At 71.6% G+C, this 19,311-nt stretch carries 21 protein-coding genes; 12 read left to right on the forward strand and 9 right to left on the reverse strand.

Translation table 11 applies throughout. From position 1 onward, the window contains the following. Nucleotides 1-125 precede the first annotated feature (125 nt). The 4 genes from LE548_RS06030 to LE548_RS06045 all read left to right on the forward strand — a co-directional run bounded on the left by LE548_RS06030 (nucleotide 126) and on the right by LE548_RS06045 (nucleotide 3,805). On the forward strand, nucleotides 126-599 hold the full coding sequence (locus LE548_RS06030; RefSeq protein WP_225095590.1) for an indole-3-glycerol phosphate synthase: 474 nt from the start codon (nucleotides 126-128) through the stop codon (nucleotides 597-599). 84 nt (nucleotides 600-683) lie between these two features. Next, on the forward strand, nucleotides 684-2,072 hold the full coding sequence (gene murC, locus LE548_RS06035; RefSeq protein WP_225095591.1) for a UDP-N-acetylmuramate--L-alanine ligase: 1,389 nt from the start codon (nucleotides 684-686) through the stop codon (nucleotides 2,070-2,072). A gap of 14 nt (nucleotides 2,073-2,086) precedes the next feature. After that, a complete protein-coding gene (gene msrB / locus LE548_RS06040; protein WP_225095592.1) occupies nucleotides 2,087-2,494 on the forward strand; it encodes a peptide-methionine (R)-S-oxide reductase MsrB in 408 nt (135 codons plus the stop codon). 48 nt (nucleotides 2,495-2,542) lie between these two features. Beyond that, complete coding sequence (locus LE548_RS06045; protein WP_225095593.1) at nucleotides 2,543-3,805, forward strand: PP2C family protein-serine/threonine phosphatase; 1,263 nt, start codon at nucleotides 2,543-2,545, stop codon at nucleotides 3,803-3,805. A 99-nt stretch (nucleotides 3,806-3,904) separates the two neighbouring features. On the opposite strand, the gene LE548_RS06050 is transcribed toward LE548_RS06045, so the two are convergent. Then, nucleotides 3,905-5,338: a cell wall metabolism sensor histidine kinase WalK gene (locus tag LE548_RS06050; protein WP_225095594.1), complete on the reverse strand. Its 1,434-nt coding sequence runs from the start codon at nucleotides 5,336-5,338 to the stop codon at nucleotides 3,905-3,907. Then, on the reverse strand, nucleotides 5,335-6,027 hold the full coding sequence (locus LE548_RS06055; protein ID WP_308029933.1) for a response regulator transcription factor: 693 nt from the start codon (nucleotides 6,025-6,027) through the stop codon (nucleotides 5,335-5,337). The genes LE548_RS06050 and LE548_RS06055 overlap by 4 nt, the downstream gene beginning before the upstream one ends. Nucleotides 6,028-6,177: 150 nt before the next feature. Between LE548_RS06055 and LE548_RS06060 the strand changes: the two genes are divergently transcribed. The 6 genes from LE548_RS06060 to LE548_RS06085 all read left to right on the forward strand — a co-directional run bounded on the left by LE548_RS06060 (nucleotide 6,178) and on the right by LE548_RS06085 (nucleotide 11,245). After that, entirely contained in the window at nucleotides 6,178-7,515 is a 1,338-nt protein-coding gene (locus LE548_RS06060) for a ferric reductase-like transmembrane domain-containing protein (RefSeq protein WP_225095596.1), read from the forward strand. 203 nt (nucleotides 7,516-7,718) lie between these two features. Further along, nucleotides 7,719-7,955, forward strand: a complete 237-nt coding sequence (locus LE548_RS45940; protein WP_308029936.1) for an FMN-binding protein — start codon at nucleotides 7,719-7,721, stop codon at nucleotides 7,953-7,955. A gap of 1 nt (nucleotide 7,956) precedes the next feature. Then, complete coding sequence (locus LE548_RS06070; protein WP_225095598.1) at nucleotides 7,957-8,676, forward strand: FAD:protein FMN transferase; 720 nt, start codon at nucleotides 7,957-7,959, stop codon at nucleotides 8,674-8,676. A gap of 126 nt (nucleotides 8,677-8,802) precedes the next feature. Beyond that, complete coding sequence (locus tag LE548_RS06075) at nucleotides 8,803-9,930, forward strand: ABC transporter ATP-binding protein (RefSeq protein WP_225095599.1); 1,128 nt, start codon at nucleotides 8,803-8,805, stop codon at nucleotides 9,928-9,930. Continuing rightward, nucleotides 9,927-10,580 (forward strand): ABC transporter permease, encoded by a 654-nt coding sequence (locus LE548_RS06080; protein WP_225095600.1) that lies wholly within the window; start codon nucleotides 9,927-9,929, stop codon nucleotides 10,578-10,580. The genes LE548_RS06075 and LE548_RS06080 overlap by 4 nt, the downstream gene beginning before the upstream one ends. Then, nucleotides 10,577-11,245 (forward strand): ABC transporter permease, encoded by a 669-nt coding sequence (locus tag LE548_RS06085; RefSeq protein WP_225095601.1) that lies wholly within the window; start codon nucleotides 10,577-10,579, stop codon nucleotides 11,243-11,245. The genes LE548_RS06080 and LE548_RS06085 overlap by 4 nt, the downstream gene beginning before the upstream one ends. Nucleotides 11,246-11,248: 3 nt before the next feature. Here the strand turns inward: LE548_RS06085 and LE548_RS06090 are convergent, their stop codons facing one another. The 4 genes from LE548_RS06090 to LE548_RS06105 are packed head-to-tail and all read right to left on the reverse strand — an operon-like array spanning nucleotide 11,249 to nucleotide 15,255. Next, the gene (locus LE548_RS06090; protein ID WP_225095602.1) at nucleotides 11,249-11,848 is read right to left on the reverse strand and encodes an ATP/GTP-binding protein; all 600 of its coding nucleotides are present in this window, start codon (nucleotides 11,846-11,848) and stop codon (nucleotides 11,249-11,251) included. After that, a complete protein-coding gene (locus tag LE548_RS06095; RefSeq protein WP_225095603.1) occupies nucleotides 11,835-12,245 on the reverse strand; it encodes a DUF742 domain-containing protein in 411 nt (136 codons plus the stop codon). The genes LE548_RS06090 and LE548_RS06095 overlap by 14 nt, the downstream gene beginning before the upstream one ends. Before the next feature lie 35 nt (nucleotides 12,246-12,280). After that, the gene (locus tag LE548_RS06100) at nucleotides 12,281-12,757 is read right to left on the reverse strand and encodes a roadblock/LC7 domain-containing protein (RefSeq protein ID WP_225095604.1); all 477 of its coding nucleotides are present in this window, start codon (nucleotides 12,755-12,757) and stop codon (nucleotides 12,281-12,283) included. After that, nucleotides 12,754-15,255, reverse strand: a complete 2,502-nt coding sequence (locus tag LE548_RS06105; protein WP_225095605.1) for an ATP-binding protein — start codon at nucleotides 15,253-15,255, stop codon at nucleotides 12,754-12,756. The genes LE548_RS06100 and LE548_RS06105 overlap by 4 nt, the downstream gene beginning before the upstream one ends. A gap of 233 nt (nucleotides 15,256-15,488) precedes the next feature. Between LE548_RS06105 and LE548_RS06110 the strand changes: the two genes are divergently transcribed. Then, the gene (locus LE548_RS06110; protein ID WP_225095606.1) at nucleotides 15,489-16,454 is read left to right on the forward strand and encodes an ABC transporter substrate-binding protein; all 966 of its coding nucleotides are present in this window, start codon (nucleotides 15,489-15,491) and stop codon (nucleotides 16,452-16,454) included. 69 nt (nucleotides 16,455-16,523) lie between these two features. Here LE548_RS06110 and LE548_RS06115 read toward each other — a convergent pair whose 3' ends face one another. Continuing rightward, nucleotides 16,524-16,979 (reverse strand): tellurite resistance TerB family protein, encoded by a 456-nt coding sequence (locus tag LE548_RS06115; RefSeq protein ID WP_225095607.1) that lies wholly within the window; start codon nucleotides 16,977-16,979, stop codon nucleotides 16,524-16,526. A gap of 187 nt (nucleotides 16,980-17,166) precedes the next feature. Here LE548_RS06115 and LE548_RS06120 point away from each other — a divergent pair, with 187 nt between their 5' ends. After that, nucleotides 17,167-17,529, forward strand: coding sequence for a metalloregulator ArsR/SmtB family transcription factor (locus LE548_RS06120; RefSeq protein ID WP_225095608.1), 363 nt, complete (start codon nucleotides 17,167-17,169; stop codon nucleotides 17,527-17,529). A 121-nt stretch (nucleotides 17,530-17,650) separates the two neighbouring features. On the opposite strand, the gene LE548_RS06125 is transcribed toward LE548_RS06120, so the two are convergent. Continuing rightward, nucleotides 17,651-18,100 (reverse strand): DUF6114 domain-containing protein, encoded by a 450-nt coding sequence (locus tag LE548_RS06125; protein WP_225095609.1) that lies wholly within the window; start codon nucleotides 18,098-18,100, stop codon nucleotides 17,651-17,653. A gap of 5 nt (nucleotides 18,101-18,105) precedes the next feature. Further along, nucleotides 18,106-18,804, reverse strand: a complete 699-nt coding sequence (locus tag LE548_RS06130) for a DUF6230 family protein (protein WP_225095610.1) — start codon at nucleotides 18,802-18,804, stop codon at nucleotides 18,106-18,108. Nucleotides 18,805-19,311 lie beyond the last annotated feature (507 nt).

Consider the following 19,311-nt stretch of genomic DNA (forward strand, 5'->3'; position numbering starts at 1 on the left):
AGCGGAATCTGCCGTTCCGTTTAGCTTCCGAGGGGCAGACTTAGTCCGGCAGAACCCGTGCCGTCACGGGGCAGGATGGTTTCCGCAGCGGCCTTGTCGGGCCCACGGAGGAGAAGAGGCGTTTGGTGTTCACAAGCGTTCTGATGATCGAGAAGGCCTTGACGTCCGCCGACGTGGAGTTCGTCACCACCTTGCACGGGGACGAGCCGGTCACCTTCCACGTTCTCCTCCAGCCCCGCGGCGACCAGGCGGACCGCCTGCTGCGGGCCATCGACGACATCGCGCTCGGCGAGATCGACGAGGCGGTGCGCGAGGGCGAGACGCCGGAGGGCGCGGCGGCGCAGGACGTCGGACGGCAGGCCCTCGACGTCTCGGTGCAGGCCCTGCGGGCCACCGGCAGCCGGGCGGAGGGACGGCTGGTCGAGGATCATCCGCTGGACGCGCTGAAGTCCCTGGTCGCGGAGGCGTCCGCCGACGAGGTGATCGTGCTGACGGATCCGCACTACGTGGAGGAGTTCTTCCACCGGGACTGGGCCTCCCGGGCGCGGCACAAGGTCGGTGTGCCGGTGCTGAAGCTGTTCTCGCACAGCAAGGCGTAGGGGACGCCCCTTGCACGGCGGGCCGTGCTTCAGCGCATAGGCTAGGCCCGCTCCAGTACGCACCGTCCTCATGGGGAGAACCACATGGCACCCGGCCTTCCTGCCGCCATGGACCGACCGCACTTCATCGGCATCGGCGGCGCCGGGATGTCGGGGATCGCCAAGATCCTCGCCCAGCGCGGGGCGAAGGTGGCCGGCAGCGACGCCAAGGAGTCGGCGACCGTCGAGGCGCTGCGCGCGGCCGGGGCCACCGTGCACATCGGGCACGCGGCCGAGCACCTCGCCGACGACGCCAGCTGTGTCGTCGTGTCGTCGGCGATCCGCAAGGACAACCCCGAGCTGGCCCGCGCCGCCGAGCTGGGCATCCCGGTGGTGCACCGCTCCGACGCGCTCGCCGCGCTGATGGAGGGCCTGCGGCCGATCGCCGTGGCCGGCACCCACGGCAAGACCACCACCACCTCCATGCTGGCGGTCTCCCTCGGCGAGCTGGGCCTGAAGCCGTCGTACGCCATCGGCGGCGACCTGGACGCGCCCGGCTCCAACGCGCTGCACGGCGAGGGTGACATCTTCGTCGCCGAGGCCGACGAGTCGGACCGCAGCTTCCACACCTACGCGCCCGAGGTCGCCATCGTCCTCAACGTCGAACTGGACCACCACGCCAACTACGCCTCGATGGACGAGATCTACGAGTCCTTCGAGACCTTCGCCGGGAAGATCGTGCCCGGCGGCACGCTGGTGATCTCCGCCGACCACGAGGGCGCGCGCGAGCTGACCCGCCGGCTGGCCGGGAAGGTCAGGACGGTGACGTACGGCGCGGCCGAGGACGCCGACGTACGGGTGACGGCCGTCGTACCGCAGGGGCTGAAGAGCGAGGTCACCGTCCTGCTCGACGGGCAGGAGCTGACCTTCACGGTGTCCGTGCCCGGCCGGCACTACGCCCTGAACGCCGTCGCCGCGCTCACCGCCGGCGCCGCACTCGGCATCCCGGCGGCCGAGCTCGCGCCCGCGCTCGCCGCCTACACCGGGGTCAAGCGGCGCCTGCAGCTCAAGGGCGAGGCGGCCGGGGTGCAGGTGATCGACTCCTACGCCCACCACCCGACCGAGATGACCGCCGACCTGGAGGCCATGCGCGCCGCCGGCGGCGACTCCCGGATCCTCGTCGTCTTCCAGCCGCACCTGTTCTCCCGCACCCAGGAACTGGGCAAGGAGATGGGCCAGGCGCTCGCCCTCGCCGACGCCTCGGTGGTCCTCGACATCTACCCGGCCCGCGAGGACCCGATCCCGGGCGTGACCAGCGAGCTGATCATCGAGGCCGCGTGCGCCGCCGGCGCCGGCGTGACCGCCGTGCACGACAAGGCGGAGATCCCCGCCGTGATCGCGGGAATGGCGCAGCCCGGTGATCTCGTTCTCACCATGGGCGCGGGCGACGTGACCGACCTGGGCCCGCTGATCCTGGACCGCCTGTCGCAGTGAAGGGGCTGAGGCTCATGTCGTACGACGTCGAGAAGCCGGACGAGCAGTGGCGGGCGGAGCTGAACCCGGCCGAGTACGCCGTGCTGCGCCAGGCCGCCACCGAGCCGGCCTTCACCGGTGAGTACACGGACACCAAGACCAAGGGCGTCTACTCCTGCCGGGCCTGCGGCGCCGAACTGTTCACCTCGGAGACCAAGTTCGAGTCGCACTGCGGCTGGCCGAGCTTCTACGACCCGAAGGACACGGACGCCGTCGAGCTGGTCGAGGACCGCTCCCACGGCATGGTCCGCACCGAGGTCCGCTGTGCCCGCTGCGGTTCCCACCTCGGGCACGTCTTCGCGGGCGAGGGCTACCCGACCCCGACCGACCAGCGCTACTGCATCAACTCCGTCTCCCTGCGCCTGGCCCCCGAGGAGAGCTGAGCGACACCCCGGACCGTGCCGGTCTGCGATTCTGTGAGGGTGTTGGGCATGGCGCGCTGGATCCCGTCTCGTCGCCGGCACCTGCCCGCCGACGGCGAGGCGGTGCCACCGACGACGCGGGCCGCGCAGGCCGCGCCGGCCGGCGACGCCGCCGGTGCGCGGCTCACCGTGCTGCGTGACGCCCTGGCCGGGATCGGCACCACCCTCGACGAGCCCACCACCTGCGCCGAACTGACCCGGGCCGCCGTACGGCTCGCGGGCGGAACCGCCGCCGTGCTGCGCCGCACCGGGCAGACGATCTCCGGCTACGAGGAGATCACCGGGGACGCCGATGTGCTGCCCGGCGTCCGCTGGGCCACTGCGGTGACCCGTGAGGCGAGTACCCCGGCGCTCGACGCGGCGAGCGTGCCCTGGCGGGAGTACGCGGGCGCCCCTCGCACCCGGGCCGCCCTGTGCGCGCCGCTGACCAGCGGGGAGGACGTGTACGGCGCCCTGGTGTGGGCCCGCTCGGGAGAGCCGCTGCACCCCGGCGAGGCCGAGCTGCTCAGTGTGCTCGCCGAGCGCGCCGCCTCCCACATCCGGCATGCGCGCGCCTACGAACAGGTCAACCGCACCGCCGGCGATCTCCAGCGCGCCCTGCTCGCCGAGCCCGGCCGCCCGCACCCGAACCTCGACATCGCCGTCCGCTACCTCCCGGCCGGCCGGCAGACCGTGGTCGGCGGCGACTGGTGCGAGACCGTGCGGCTGCACTTCGGGCGGACCCTGCTGGTCGTCGGGGACGTCATGGGGCACGGCCTGGAGGCCGCCGTCGACATGAACGCCTACCGCTCCTCGCTGCGCTACATCGCCTCCGCCGATCTGCCTGCGCACCGGGTGCTGCGGCAGATGGACGAGATCGCCTCCCGCGAGGCCGACCGCCGGCCCGCGACCTGTCTGCTGGCCAGCGTCGACCCCGGTCGGCGCCAGGTCACGCTGGCCAGCGCCGGCCATCTGCCGCCGCTGCTCATCGGCCCGGACGGCGAGGCCACGCTGCTGCCCCTGCCGGTGGGGCCGCCGCTGGGCACGGGGCTCGGCGGGTACGAGTCGGCCACGCATCCGCTGGCCGTGGGGGAGACGCTGGTGCTGTTCACCGACGGGCTGGTGGAGCGGCGGGGGGAGGACATCGACGACTCGCTGGCCCGGCTGGCCGCCGTCCGCTTTCCCACGGGGGACGGGCTGGACGAGGTGCTGGACACCATCCTCGGGCGGCTGGACGCGCGGTACGCGGAGGACGATGTGGCTGTGCTGGCGGCGCGGCCGTACAGCCGTTAGGGGGCTTCCCCGTTGCTCGCTCCCCCACGTTCCCGGCTTCGCTCGAACAGGGGGACCCCCATCGCGGCGGAGCCGCATGCCGATGCAGCCCCGCCCCCCTCAGGCGGGCAGCCGTACCGTAAATATCGTCATACCGCACTCCCGCCCCAGCCCCAGCGTGCCCCCATGCGCCTCCACCAGAGCCTTCGCCACCGGCAGCCCCAGCCCGCTGCCGCCCCGGTCCCTGCTGCGGGCCTTGTCGACGCGGTAGAAGCGGTCGAAGATCCGTTCCCGGTCGGCGTCGGGGACGCCGGGGCCCGCGTCGGCGATCCGTACGCACGCCCCGCCCGCCTCGGCCGCGACCGTCACCGACACCTTCGTCCCGGGCGGGGTGTGGACGGCCGCGTTGGTCAGCAGGTTGTCCAGGACCTGGCGGATCCGTACCGGGTCCAGGCGCAGCCGGAGCGGGCCGGTGCCGGTGCCGACGGTCAGAGGGTGGCCGGGGTGGCCCGCGCGGAAGGCGTCCGCGGCCTCGCGGACCAGTTCCGTCAGGTCGGTGTCCGCGCACCGCAGCGGGGTGTCGACCTCGGCCGCGTCCAGCCGGGCGAGCAGCAGCAGGTCGTCCAGGAGGACGCCCATGCGGGCGGCCTCGGCGCGCAGGCGGGCCAGATGACGGTCGCGTTCGGCGGGCTCGTTGGCGGCCGCGTACTGGAACAGGTCGGCGTAGCCGCGCACCGACATCAGCGGGGTGCGCAGCTCGTGCGAGGCGTCCGCGACGAACCGGCGCAGCCGCTGCTCGGCCTCCGCGCGCACCGCGAGGGAGGCGTCGATGTGCTCCAGCATCGTGTTGAAGGCCGTGCGCAGCTCCTCCACCTCCGGGCCGCCGCCCTTGCGGTCGGCGCGCAGCGGCAGCCGGGCCGCCGGGTCGGTCAGATCGTGCGAGGCGATCCCGTGGGCGGTGTGCGCCATGTCGCTGAGCGGTGTGAGACCGCGCCTGAGCGTCCTGCGGCCGAACACCACGAGCGCCAGCAGCGCGAGCCCGAACGTGATCACCTGGACCGTGACCAGCCGCCGTACCGTGTTGTCGATGTCGTCCATGGGCGCGCCGCTGACCAGGACCACACCGCGCTCGACCTCGCAGGCACGCAGCCGGTACTCGCCCTCGCCCGCGAGGTGCTCGGTGCGCAGTACCTCGGTGCCCGCGACGATCTGCGCCTTCGCCAGGGCGGTGAGGCCGGCGACGTCCGCGGGCAGGTCGGTGGGCTCCTCGGGCTTGCGGAGCACGGGGGTGCCGTTCGACACGTCGTAGACGGCGTAGTACCAGCGGTAGTACTTCTTGCCCTGGAGCGTGCCCTGTTGGGCGATGCTCTTGGACTGGGCGACCTGGGCGAGCCCCAACTGGGCGTCGAGCTGGTCCGACAGGTAGTCCCGCATGTACGTGGTCAGGGCCGTGCCGACCACCGCGAACACCACCAGGGACAGCGCGCCGAGGCCCAGCGCCAGCCGGGTGCCCAGGCGGAGCCTGCCGTACGTCCGGCGCAGCCGGCCGATCACCTGGCCGCCTGCCGGACCACGTACCCGAAGCCGCGCACGGTGTGCAGCAGCGGCTCCTCGTCCAGCCCGTCCAGCTTGCGGCGCAGTCGGCTGACCACCAGCTCCACCACGTTCGAGCGGCCGCCGAAGCCGTACTCCCAGACGTGGTCGAGGATCTGCGCCTTGGTGAGGACCGACGGGGACTTGCGCATCAGGTAGCGCAGCACCTCGAACTCGGTGGGCGTCAGAGCCAGCAGCCGTGCGCCGCGCCGTATCTCGCGGGTGTCCTCGTCCAGGGTCAGGTCGGCGACCCGCAGTACCGATCGCCGGAAGCCGGGACCCGCGCTGCGGCGCAGCACCGTGCGCAGCCGGGCCATCAGCTCCTCCACCGCGAACGGCTTGACCAGATAGTCGTCCCCGCCCCGGGTCAGGCCCGCGACCCGGTCGGCGACGCCGTCGCGCGCGGTCAGGAAGACCACCGGCACCATCGTCCCGGAGCGGCGCAGCCGGTCCAGGACGCCGAAGCCGTCCACGTCGGGCAGCATCAGGTCCAGGACGACGATGTCCGGCCGGAACTCGGCGGCCCGGCGCAGCGCCTCCTCGCCCGAGTAGGCGGTGGCCGCCTCCCAGCCCTCGTACCGGGCGACCGTGGCCACCAGGTCGGCGATCGGCGGGTCGTCGTCCACGACCAGCAGGCGTACTTTCTCCACCCGCCCATCCTGCGTCACCCGTTCGGCCCCGTCTGCGGTGCCCGCCCCCGCCGGCCACATCGATACTCAAGTGAAAGTCGTCCGACAGGAAAACGACAGCATCCGCGGGCGAAGCTCGTCACCCAGGACCCGATCAAGGAGCTGTTGTCCGTGACGACCCTCCAGACCCGTCCCGCGCCCCCCACGGCGATACGTCCCCGGCTCGTGGCCCGGACCGGGCTCTACACCCTGCTGGCCGCGAACGCGGCGGTGGTCGCCTGGTTCTTCGTCCAGGCCGGCTTCGCCTCGAACACTCTGATCGTGCTGGGCCGCCTCTGCGGCCTGTACGGCGCCCTGCTCATGGCCTTCCAGCTGCTCCTGGTGGCCCGGCTGCCCTGGCTGGACCGCCGGATCGGCATGGACCGGCTGACCGCCTGGCACCGCTGGACCGGCTTCGGTGTGCTGTGGACCCTGCTCACGCACGTCGTGTTCATCACCTTCGGCTACGCCCAGGCGTCCGCGATGGACCCGGTGAACCAGCTGGTGAACCTTGCCGAGACCACCGAGGGCGTGCTGCGGGCCGTCGTCGCGCTGTCGCTGATCGTCGTGATCGGCGCGGTGTCCGCCCGCTGGGCCCGCCGCCGGCTCGCCTACGAGACCTGGCACTTCATCCACCTGTACACCTACGTCGCGGTGGTCCTCGCCTTCACCCACCAGGTCGCGGCCGGTACGACCTTCACCTCCTCGCCCGCCGCGACGGCGTACTGGTACACGCTGTGGGGCGCGGCCCTCGGCGCGGTGGCGCTGGGCCGGCTGGTGCTGCCGCTGTGGCGCAACCTGCGGCACCAGCTGCGCGTCTCGGCGGTCGTGCCCGAGGCCGACGACGTGGTCTCCGTGTATGTCACCGGCCGCGACCTGGACCGGCTGCCCGCCCGCGCCGGCCAGTTCTTCCTGTGGCGGTTCCTCACCAAGGACCGCTGGTGGCAGGCCAACCCGTTCTCCCTGTCGGCCGCCCCCGACGGCCGCACCCTGCGCCTGACCGCCAAGGCCGCCGGTGCCGGCAGCGCCGCCCTGCGGCACCTGAAGCCCGGCACGCGCGTCTTCGCCGAGGGCCCCTACGGTGCCTTCACGACCCTGCACCGCACCCGCCCGGATGCCGTCCTCATCGGCGGCGGCGTGGGCGTCACGCCGATCCGGGCGCTGCTGGAGGACGTGACGGGGCACACCGTGGTGATCTACCGGGTGGCCGTCGACCGCGACGCCGTCCTCTACGACGAGCTGCGCGACCTCGCCCTCGCCAAGGGTGCCGAACTGCACCTGGTGACCGGACCGGTCGTCCCCGACCGGCTCGCCCCGCGCGAACTGGCCCGGCTGGTCCCGGACATCGCCGACCGGGACGTCTTCCTGTGCGGGCCGCCCGGGATGATGACCGCCGTGCTGGGCAGCCTGGGCGACCTGGACGTGCCGGGGCGGCAGATCCACTTCGAGCGTTTCAGCCTCGCGGGCTGAGAGAGGGCACCACCGTCGTGAAGCGAGCCATCCCCGTCCTCGTCCTGACCGCCCTGGGCCTGGTCCCCGTGTGGCGGTACCACCCGTCGACCGGAACCGTCGACACCGCACAGCCCGCGTCGACGCCGACTCCCCCATCCTCTGCCTCTGCTTCAGCCTCGCCATCGTCCTCGTCGGCCTCGAAAGTCGTCCAGGGCACCGCGGTGAGCACCTCGAAGGGTGTCTTCCAGGTGGAGGTGACCTTCCGGGGCGACCGGATCGCTTCCGTGCGGATGCTCCAGGCACCCCACCATCCGCAGACCCGGTGGGCCGTACCGGAATTGATCACGGAGACGCTCAAGGCGCAGAGCGCCCGCATCGACGCGGTGTCCGGGGCCACGATCACGAGCCAGGGATACAAGGAGTCCCTCCAGGCCGCGCTCGACGCCAAGGGAGCGTGAGGTGCGGCGCGTCGAGCACGTCATGGGCTTCCCGGTCTCGCTGCGCATCGACGACGAGGGCAAGTTCACCGAGGCCGCCGACTCCGTCTACGCGTGGCTGCGCGCGGTGGACGCCCGGTTCAGCCCGTTCATCCCCGGCAGCGAGGTGTCCTGGTACGGGCGCGGGGAGCTGGCCGACGACGAGCTGAGCGCGGATCTGACGGAGGTGCTCGGCCTGTGCGAGCAGTACCGGGCCGCGACCGGCGGCGCCTTCGACGTACGGCTGCCCGGCCGGGGGTTCGACCCGTGCGCGGTGGTCAAGGGCTGGTCGGTGCAGCGGGCGGCCGGGCTGCTGGCGGCGGCCGGGGCACGCCGGTTCTGCCTCAACGCCGGCGGTGACGTGGTCGTCTCCGGCGGGCCGTGGCGGGTGGGGATACGGCATCCGGAGCGGGCCGACCAGGTCGCCGCCGTGCTGGAGGTGACGGACGCGGCGGTGGCGACCTCCGGGCGGTACGAGCGCGGCGACCACATCCTCGACGGCCGCACCGGACGCCCCGTGACCGGTCTGCTCAGCCTCACCGTGCTGGCGCCGACACTGACCGAGGCGGACGCGACCGCCACGGCCGCCTTCGCGCTCGGCGCCGACGGCCCGGCGTGGGCCGCCGCCCGCCCCGGCTGCGAGGTGTTCGCGGTCGACGCCGGCCGGAGCGTCCTGCGCACTCCGGGGATCCCGGTGGTCTGACCGGCCGCTCGCCCGCCAAAGCGCTGAAACACTCGCGGTCTAGACTCTCCCCGCAGCGGCCTGCGCACCGACGAGCTTGGCCGAAAGCGGGCGGAAATCTGCCAAACCCGAAGGGTGTTCGGCGTTTTGATACGGATAGATTCAGTCACAAAGCGGTACCCGGACGGCACGGTCGCGGTCGACCGGCTGTCGCTGGAGATACCGGACCGCGCGATCACCGTCCTCGTCGGGCCCTCGGGCTGCGGCAAGACGACCACCCTGCGGATGATCAACCGGATGGTCGAGCCCACCGAGGGCAGCATCCTCCTCGACGGCACCGACATCCGGCAGCAGCCGGTCAACACACTGCGCCGCTCCATGGGTTACGTCATCCAGAACGCCGGACTCTTCCAGCACCGCACCATCCTCGACAACATCGCCACCGTGCCCCGCCTGCTCGGCACCCCCAAGCAGCAGGCCCGCGCCCGCGCCGCCGAACTGATGGCACGGGTCGGCCTCGACGCCTCGCTCGCCAAGCGGTACCCGTACCAGCTCTCGGGCGGCCAGCAGCAGCGCGTCGGCGTGGCCCGGGCGCTCGCCGCCGATCCGCCGGTGCTGCTGATGGACGAGCCGTTCTCCGCCGTCGACCCCGTGGTGCGCAAGGGACTCCAGGACGAACTGCTGCGTATCCAGGACGAGTTGGGCAAGACCATCGTCTTCGTCACGCACGACATCGACGAGGCTGTCAAGCTCGGCACGATGGTCGCCGTGCTGCGCACCGGCGGCCGGCTCGCCCAGTTCGCCCCGCCCGCCGACCTGCTCAGCGCCCCCGCCGACGCCTTCGTGGAGGACTTCCTCGGCGCCGACCGGGGCATCCGCCGGCTGTCCTTCTTCCCGTCCGCCGAGCTGGAGTTGGAGACCGAGCCGATCGTCGGCATCGACGCCGACGCGGCCGAGTTCACCGCCCGCGCCTCCGCGCCGTACCTCCTCGTCACCGACGAGGGCGGCAGGCCGCTCGGCTGGGGCGAGCCGGACCGGCTCACCGCCGGGGCCGTCGACCGGGCTCAACTCCTCGACCACGGACGCCCGTTCGTGCCCGGCACCGACTCGCTGCGCGCGGCGCTCGACGGTGCCGTGCTCTCGCCGACCGGCTGGGCCGTCGCGGTGGACGGCGAGGGGCGCGCCCTCGGCGTCGTGTCGCAGCAGGTCATCGGGGAGGCGATCCGGGCGGCCCATGGCCGGGTCGCGGAGCGGACCGAGAAGGCCGGGCGATGAGCGGCTTCTTCGACCTGCCGAGCGACCTCCAGCACAGCTACCTCGGGCTCGTCGGCCTGCATCTGCGCGAGGCCCTGCTGCCGGTGCTGGCCGGACTGATCGTCTCGCTGCCCGTCGCCCAGGTGTGCGTGCGCTTCCGCTGGATCTACCCGCCCGTCCTGGGCCTCACCAGCGTCCTCTACTCCATTCCGTCACTGGCCTTCTTCGTCGTACTCATCGACTACTTCGGCCAGAGCGAGACCACGATCATGATCCCACTCGCGCTCTACAGCCTGGTGGTGCTGGTCCCGGCGATCGTGGACGGCGTCCGCTCGGTGCCGCCGGAGACCCTGGCCGCCGCCCAGGCCATGGGCTTCGGCCCCGTACGCCGTTATCTCCAGGTCCAACTGCCCATCGCGGTACCCGCGATCATCGCGGGCCTCAGGGTGGCCACCGTGTCCAGCATCTCCCTGGTCAGCGTCGGCATGCTCATCGGCAACCAGGGCGCCCTCGGCAACATGCTCTGGGACGCCCAGACCTACCACCGGCCCGCCCTGGCCGTGACGGCGGTCGTGACCATCGGCGTGCTGGGCCTCCTCGCCGACGCGGCTCTGGTCCTCGTCCGCCGTCTGCTCACTCCCTGGATGCCGAGGAAGGGTGCCGCCCGGTGAACGTCCTCGATTTCGCACGCGCCTTCTTCAGCGACAGTGCCCACTGGCACGGCTACGACGGCATCCCCACCCGGTTCGCCGAGCACATCGGGTTCTCGCTCGAAGCCCTCCTGATCTCCGCCGTGATCGGCCTGCCGGTCGGCCTGCTCACCGGCCACTACGGCCGTGGCGGCAACGCCCTGGCACTGATCGCCACCGCCGGCCGGGCGCTGCCCACCTTCGGCCTGCTGGTGCTGATGTTCATCTGGCTTGGCTTCGGGCTGGTGCCCGTGATGATCCCCCTGGTGGTGCTCGCCGTACCGCCGATCCTGGTCACCACCTACGAGGCGATCACCTCCGTCGATCCGTCCCCGGTGGACGCCGCCCGGGGCATGGGCATGTCCGAGGCGCGGGTGCTGTTCCAGGTGGAGGTGCCGGTCGCGCTCCCGCTCATCCTGAGCGGTCTGCGCACCGCGGCCATCCAGATCGTCTCCACCGCCACCATCGCCGCCTACGTGGGCCGCGGCGGCCTCGGCCGGTACATCATCGACGGCCTCGCCCAGAAGAACTACGAGAAGGTCGTCGGCGGCGCCTCCCTGGTCGCCGGACTCGCCCTCGTCACCCTGGTGGTGTTCTGGGCGGCGTCCCGGCTCACGGTCTCGCCGGGGGTACGGCGGAGCAGCTGACCGCTACAACTCGGTGCGGGCCAGCGCCATTTCCAGTACGACGAGCAGCGTGTCCCGCACCGAGCCCCGTTCCCGGGCGTCGAACACCACCACCGGCACGCCGTCGGAGACATCCAGCGCCCAGCGGACCTCCTCCAGGGAGTGCTCCACCTCGCCGTCGAAGGCGTTGACCGCGACGGCGAACGGGATGTCCTTGTGCTCGAAGTAGTCGACGGCCGCGTAGCAGTCGTCCAGCCGGCGGGTGTCGACGATGACGAGCCCGCCGACCGCGCCCTCCACGATGTCGTCCCACATGAACCCGAACCGCTCCTGCCCGGGCGTACCGAACAGATACAGCTTCAGCGTCGGGTCGACGGTGATGCACCCGAAGTCCATCGCCACGGTGGTGGTCGTCTTGCGCGGCGTGTGCGTGAGGTCGTCCACGCCCGCCGCGACCTCGGTGATCGACGCCTCGGTGGTCAGCGGCTCGATCTCGGAGATCGCGCCGACCGCGGTGGTCTTGCCCACGCCGAAGCCGCCCGCGATCACCATCTTCACCGGCAGCGGCGGCCGTACGGCGGCGGGTGCGGCCGCGCCGCGCGCGAGCGGTTCAGTCGGTGTCACTCGGTACCCCTCGGGAGTCGGGAATGGCCCGCAGGCCGTCGATGAGCCTGCGCAGGACGGACGCGTCACGGGTAGCGCCCGCGTCGGGCACGTACACCGCCAACTGCCCCGCCTCGCGCAGGTCTTCGGCCAGGACGCGGACCACGTTCAGATGCAGCCGCAGCCGGGCCGCGAGCTCCGCGAGGGACTGCGGCAGCCGGCAGGCGGCGACGATGTCGTGCTGCTCGAAGGAGAGCCCGGCGAGCGCTTCGAGCCCCTCGGAGGTGGCCACCACCTGGGTCTCCAGGGGCAGCGCCCGGCCGGAACCGGCGTCCGCGACCCGGCCCGCGGTGACCAGGAACGGCCGTACGGCGGGGGCGGGGCCGACGGAGTCGGGGCCCGGGATGCCGTCCGCCATGTGGGGACCCTGCGCTTTCTCTGCGGGACGGTGCGTCAGCGGGCCGACGCGGTGCCGACGCTGTTCTTCAGCTCCAGCACCAGCTGCGGGCTGAGCGCGGCACCGGCGCGGTTGGCGAACAGGGTCATCTCGTAGGCGATGTTGCCGAGCTTGGCCTCCTTGTCGGTGACGACACCGAGCACGGCGCCGCTGCCGATCGCGGAGACGATCACATGGCCGCCCTCCAGATCGATGATGACCTTGTTGAGGCCGCCCAGGCCGTAGTTCCCGGACGCACCCGCGGCGAGGCTGGTGATACCGGACACGATGGCCGCGAGCCGCTCGGAGTCGGCGTGCTCCCGCAGCTCCGACACCGCGATCAGCAGGCCGTCGGAGGACACAGCGATCGCGTCCACCACGCCGGCGGTCTCGGTCGCGAAGCGGTTCAGCAGCCAGGTGAAGTCGGCCGCAGCCGCCTGCAGATCGGCCGACGTGCCGCTGCCCGTAGGGGTGTCATCAGTCGACGTGCTCAACTCTCGGCTCCTTCGGGGAGGGGGGTGTGCGGAGGACGGGGGTGGTTGCCGGTGTCGCGGTGGGCTCGGGCGACGGCCGCCTCGAACTCCTCCAGTGCGGTGCGCTCGGCCTCCGCGTCGCGGGTGCGGGCCGCCTGGGGCACGGCGTGCGCCGCGCCGGTGGTCGTGGCGAGCGTGGCACCGCGGACGCGGCGGCGCAGGGGGCGGGCGGCGCCGCGAGCGGTCGGGCCGGCCGGGGCCGGTTCCGTGCGGGCGTCGGTGTCCGCTGCCGTTGCTGTGGTGCGCGGGCCGGCCTCCGACGGCGGTTGACCGGACGGCGTCTGATCCGACGGCGGCTCGCGGCGTGGGACCCGGCGGGGGAGCGGGGTGTCGGGGTCCGGGGAGGTGGTGGTGTGCGCAGTGGGGACCGAGGGCAGGGGGTTCGTGGCGGGGTCGGAGCGGTCCGGTGTGTCTGCGGCGGGTGCCGTCCGTGCGGGGGTCGGTCCGCCCGGTGTCGCCGAGTCGGCCGGGGCCACGGTGACCGGCGTACCGGGCAGCGGGCTCAGGGTCAGCAGGAGCGCGGCCGGCAGGGTCACCTCCGCCGTGACGCCGCCGCCCGGCGTCCGGGTCAGCTCGACGCCGATCTCCCAGCGGCGGGCCAGCGCGCCCACCACGAACAGGCCGAGCACCTTGGTCGGCACCAGGTCCAGCCGCTCGCGGCGGATCAGCCGGGCGTTCTCCTCGGCGAGCCGCTCGGCGCTCATCCCGAGTCCGTGGTCGGTGACGACGACGTGGGCGCCGTCGCCGCCCGAGCGGACGGTCACCTCCACCGGGCTGCCCTCGGGCGAGAACGACACGGCGTTCTCCAGGAGTTCGGCCAGCATCAGCGTGAGGTCGCCGATGATGTCCGGCTCGACCATGGTGTCGGAGGCTGCGTACAGCCGTACCCGCTGATACCCCTCGATCTGCCCGAGTGCGGCCCGGACCACGTTGGACAGCGTGGTCGGCTCCCCGTCCAGCACGGTCTCGCGGATGCCGGCCAGCAGCATCATGCTGTCGGCGTTGCGGCGCAGTCGTACGGCGATGTGGTCGATGGAGTACAGGCGTTCCAGCAGGGCCGGATCCGTCTCACCGCGCTCCACCGCGTCGATCAGGGCGAGTTGACGTGCCGTCAGGTTGCTGACGCGGCGCCCCACGTTGCCGAACATCTCGGCGGTGTTGCGGCGGCTGAGCACCTGCCGCTCCAGCAGCGCACCGGCGGTGGTCTGCACCCGGTTGAACGCCTCGGCCAGCTCGCCGATCTCGTCGCGCGCCGTGACCGGCACGTCCCGCAGCCGGGGTGGCCCCTCGTCCTCGGCGTCGTCGTCCGCGACCCGCGCCAGCTCGCGCCCGGCCACCTCGGCGACCTCCCGCGCGGCCCCGGTGAGCGCCTGCACGGGCCGGACCACCGAGCGGCGCACCAGCACGGCGAAGGCGATCCACAGCGCGAACGCGAGCAGCGCGCCACCCAGCAGCAGCTCGGCCCGCCAGCGCGCGGAACCGGCCGCCTCCTCGGCTTGGTCGGCGATCTCACCGATCAGCCCGGTGGTGATCTTCAGCCGGGCGTCGGCCTGTTCGGTATAGGTCGGGTAGTTGCCCAGCGCGGTCTGCATCGCCTGCCGGATCTCCTCCTGGCCGTTGGCCTGGAGCTGTCCGACGTCCACCTGCAACTCGGCGTAGGACTGGGCGATGGTGCGCTGCGCCGGGGTGTGCTCGATGCCGGCCAGCCGCTCGGCCTGTGCGTCGGTGGCGAATCGGGTGAAGCGGTTGGCCTGGTGGCTGTAGAGGTCGTAGGCGCCGACCGCGTTGGTGAACTCGATCAGCGCGTTGGTGTCGCCCGTCGTCGCGGCGAACACATTGGTCTCGAAGGCGCCGTGGGCCGCGTCCGCGCGCAGCAGCGAGTCCAGCAGGTTGCCCGTGAAAGTGGCGGCGAGGTCCGCGTTGCGGTCCAGACCGAGCCCGTCGATCACGCCCTGGGCGGCCCGGGCGTAGGCCGGGTCGATGTTGTCGGCGGGCATGTACGACTGCTCGACCGAGAGGCGCAGGCTGGACAGGCCCTCAACCTCGCGCAGCCCTTGCGCCTCACCGGCGGGCAGCCGGTCGCCGAAGACCTCGCGGACCTTGGCCACCTGGGCGTCGACCGCGTCCTGGGACTCGTCGTAGGCCGACGTCGAGGACTGGGTGTACCCGGCCTCGTAGTTCGCCGACAGCAGGATCGCCTGCTGGTGTTCGGCCTCCACCCGCTCCACCAGCCGCGCCACCTGCGCGCTGTCCCGTACCAGCCGGGCCGCCGAGGACGCGCTGTTCCACTCCTGCACCAGATCGGTGAAGACGTAGGACAGCAGGACGGCGATGACTGCCAGTGGGATGCCGACCAGCAGGTTCAGCTTGCGCCTGAAGGGCCAGCGGTCCGCGAAATCGCTTGCTCCGCTCCGTGCAGGGGCGTGCCGGGCGGGCGCGTCCACCTCGTTCGTGGACACACGGGCCTCCTTCTCAGGTGTGTTTCCGAACACCGAAGCGGGCCCCGTGCACCGCCGTGGCCGAATACCAACGGTCCCGAGAATATCGTCTTCTTGAAGGATCAATCGGCGCGCCGCGCATCACGAATCCATGACGAAGACAGCGCTCTCTGCGCACAACTGGCGGAAGATCGAGTCCAATCGGTGATCTGTTTCCCTTGACTGACCGAGAACAGGCTGGATTGGATCGTCGGGTGACTTACACCCACCGCATCAGCAGGTCCATCCGAAGGAACCGAGGCGCGGCGGCCGTCGCACTCGTGGCGGCGACGGCTCTGCTGGCGGGCTGTGCTTCCAAGGATGACAAGTCGGGCAGCAACCCCCTCACGGACGACGGCAAGGCGAGCGGCGACACCGTCGTCGTCGGCTCCAACAACTTCCCGGAGAGCACCCTGCTCGCCGACATCTACGGCGAGGCGCTCAAGGCCAAGGGCGTCAAGGTCACGTACAAGCCGAACATCGGCAGCCGCGAGACCACCTACGGGCTGATCAAGAACGGCGCCATCAAGGTGCTGCCCGAGTACAACGGCGCACTGCTGGCCTACCTCGACCCGAAGGCCGGGCCGACCACGGCCGAGGCCACCACGACGGCCATCGAGGCCAAGCTGGCCTCGACGCTGACCCTGCTCAAGCCCGCGGCTGCGCAGTCCAAGGACTCGGTCACGCTCAACGCGGCCACCGCGAAGAAGTACAGCCTGACCGAGAAGTCCACCATCGCCGATCTGAAGGGCATCGCGCCGGACCTGGTCCTCGGCGCCTCGCCGGAGTTCCAGACCCGGCAGCAGGGACTGGTGGGCCTGAAGTCCGTCTACGGCCTGGAGTTCAAGTCCTTCCGGGCGCTGGACGCCGGCGGTCCGCTCACCCAGGCGGCGCTGCAGAAGGACGCCGTGCAGGCCGCGGACATCTTCACCACGGACCCGACCATCTCCAAGGAGAACTTCGTCGTCCTGCAGGACCCGAAGAACCTCTTCGGCTTCGAGAACGTCCAGCCGCTCGTCTACAAGGGCGCCCTGTCCCAGAAGGGCGTCGACGCGCTCAACGCGGTCTCGGCCAAGCTCGACACCGCGACCCTGCTGGAGCTGGACACCCAGGTGCAGGCCCAGAACAAGGACCCGCTGGACGTCGCCAAGGCCTGGCTGCAGTCCGCCGGTCTCGTCTGACGCCAGGCATGGGCGAGGGCACGGCCGAGGCCGTCGGGCGTGCCCCCGCCCTCGCCCGTCCGGTACGGCTCAGAGGTCGAACTCGTGCGGCGGCAGATCCAGCGTGAAGCATGCCTCGCGCACCACGGCCTGCTCGGTCTTGTCGAAGTCGCCGTCCGCGCCACCGATCACGATGCCGATCTGGATGACGGCCCGTGCCTCGGCCGGCTTCTTCTTCGCCTTGGCGATCTCCTGCAGGACGCTCACCTTGCCGAAGGCGAAGTCGGCCGTCAGCTTGTTCAGATTCTCCTCGAAGCGGCGCCGCAGGTCGTCCGCGGGGAAGTTCTGCAACACCTCGTTCGTCGCGATGAGCTGAGCCACCCGCTGCCGCTCCGACGGGTCGACAGTTCCGTCGGCCGCGGCCACGAGCGCGCACATCGCCATGCTCGCGTCCCGGAAGGCACCGCTCTTCAGGTCGTTCTTCTTCGCCGTCAACTGGGTCTGCATCTGCGACGCCGACTCCTTGATGCGGTCCCACAGGGCCATGCGCACTCCTCGTGTCCGACCGCCGGGCGCCACGGCACACCGGCGACAACTTCTACAACACCGTAGAAACTCATGGGACGGCCGGGAAGTTCCGGCCCGCCTAAACTGAATCCTGGTACCTAGACTGAATCCCCGTACGGGGGGACCGAACCCAGGACGACGCAGCGGACAGCAGAGGAAGGCGACAGTGGCTTCAGCGGCCGGCACCGGCTACCAGGACCCCTCCGCCGAGGTGCTCACCGAGGCGGCCGCCGCCTTCGGGCTGCTCGCCTCGCCCGCCCGGCTGCACATCGTGTGGGCGCTGACGCAAGGCGAGAGCGATGTCACGGGGCTCGCCGAGCGGGTCGGCGGGGCGTTGCCCGCGGTCAGCCAGCACCTCACCAAGCTCAAGCTCGCCGGACTCGTCCGCTCCCGCCGCGAGGGGCGCCGCCAGGTGTACTTCGTCGACACCGCCGGACAGGCCGCCGTGGTGGAGGTCGTAAGGCTTCTCGTCGGCCGCCTCACCGAAAGGGACACGGCGGCCCCGGCCCGCCGTCTGCGCGGTCTGTGAGCTCGGCCGGTTCCTCAACCGCCGTACGATGAAAGGGAGTCGGGCAAGCCGATGCGCACCCCGAGGGTGCCACGTGCGGGCACGGCGAAGGGGCCGGCCGTGTACGACCGGCCCCGTGCTCTCAGGCCGTTCCCTCCGCGCCCTCCGCCATCGCATGCGCGGCGGCGTGGGCCTGCTTGCGGCGCTTGCGGCGGCTGATCCGCGGCTCCTGGTCGGGCAGCCAGCCGAAGCTGAGGCAGCTGCCGACGGCGCCGAGGAGGAGGCCGATGAAGAAGCCGCCCAGGTTGGACGTGAGCCAGGTGCCCAGGGAGATCAGGATGCCGATGATGGAGTAGAAGAGCCGCTGGGAGGGGTTGAAGAGGATCAGCAGGCCCAGGATCACCATCACCGTCGGCAGCAGATAGCCGGCCACGCCCTGCATGCCGACATGCATCACGACCTTCAGCGAGGCCTTCTCGGTGAGCAGGATCCAGCCGCCGCCCAGGGCGAGCAGCAGCCCGCCCCAGAACGGCCGGCGGGCCCGCCAGCCACGGAAGGCCGCCCTCGCGCCCTGACGTGGACGGTCCGGCATGGCCGTCAGCAACCCGAGCTGCTGAAGCTGAGATGGAGACCCGGCAGCTTGAACACACCCGCGGTCGTCGCGTAGTTGGTCTGCCGCAGGTTGTCGATGTGCACGTGGTCGGCCTGCTGGCTGAAGACCCCGATCGGACCCTTCACGCCCGCCTTGGTCAGTGTGCTCGCGTCGTTGCCGATCTCGATGTTGCTGAACGCCGCGTCGCCCGACAGCTGGGTGGAGTCGGTGGTGAGGTCGGTCGCGGTCACCGGCGTCTTGCCGCCGCCCGCGGTGATCAGCAGGTTGATGCCGCCGAGGTCGACGCTCTGGCACAGCTTGGTGAGCGTGGCGTCCTTGATCGCGGAGGTGACGATGAGCTCCTGCCCGCCGCTGTCCCCGGCGTTGGGGCTGCCGTCCGCCATGTTGTCGAGCCCGCCGAACTGCTCGAAGCCGTTGCCGTCGAGGCTGGTCGCGGTGACCGTGAACGGCATGCCGGAGATCGCGAACTGCACACCCAGCGCGCCCTGCGCGGTGAAGACGGCGAGGCCGGCGGCGACGAGGGTGGCGGGCACCGCCATCACGGCGGCCCGGCGGGCACGGACCCGCCCTCGTCTCTCACCGCCGGCGGCGGCCCGGTCTGTCTGTGGTGCTTCGGACGGTGAACCGTTTCCCGGGTTCTCGGGGGTGTTGCCGTCGGACGGGACGTCCGGGGACGAGGCCATGTCTGCTCCCATGGGCATGGATCAAGTGCGGGGTCGGGCATCAGGTGGCGCGGTGTCCTGGCGCGGACAGCGACCGCCGCGCACGCCTCCTCGCACTCCCGGTGGGCAAGGGCTTTCTCGTTACGCGGCAGTAGCCTGCGAGGAAGTTACTGCCGGTTACTTTGAGGGGTCAAGGGAGATGTGAAAAAAGGGTGTCGGATCTGTTCGAGCCTCGGTCACATGCCACAACTACCCTTGCGCACCTTGACGTTGATGGTTGATCAGGTCTACAACTTCCCCTGTTTCACGGATCCGTGGCGCCGGATCCGCCGAGTGGCAGCGGCCGTGTCTTCAGCCCTTTCCCGGCAGCCGCTCATGTCCGCTCACGGCAACCGCTCACACCGGTGAGGCACACGGCCCCTTCCCCCCAGGCCGTGTGCCCGGCCGTCCCTGTCCGGTCCGGCCGGAGGCCTCCCCGAGGTCCCCGGCCGGTCCCGGCCCGCCGCCGTCGCCGGTCCGTCGCGTAGG

Source organism: Streptomyces sp. CoH27 (assembly GCF_020181035.1).
GTDB classification, from domain to species: Bacteria; Actinomycetota; Actinomycetes; order Streptomycetales; family Streptomycetaceae; genus Streptomyces; species Streptomyces camelliae.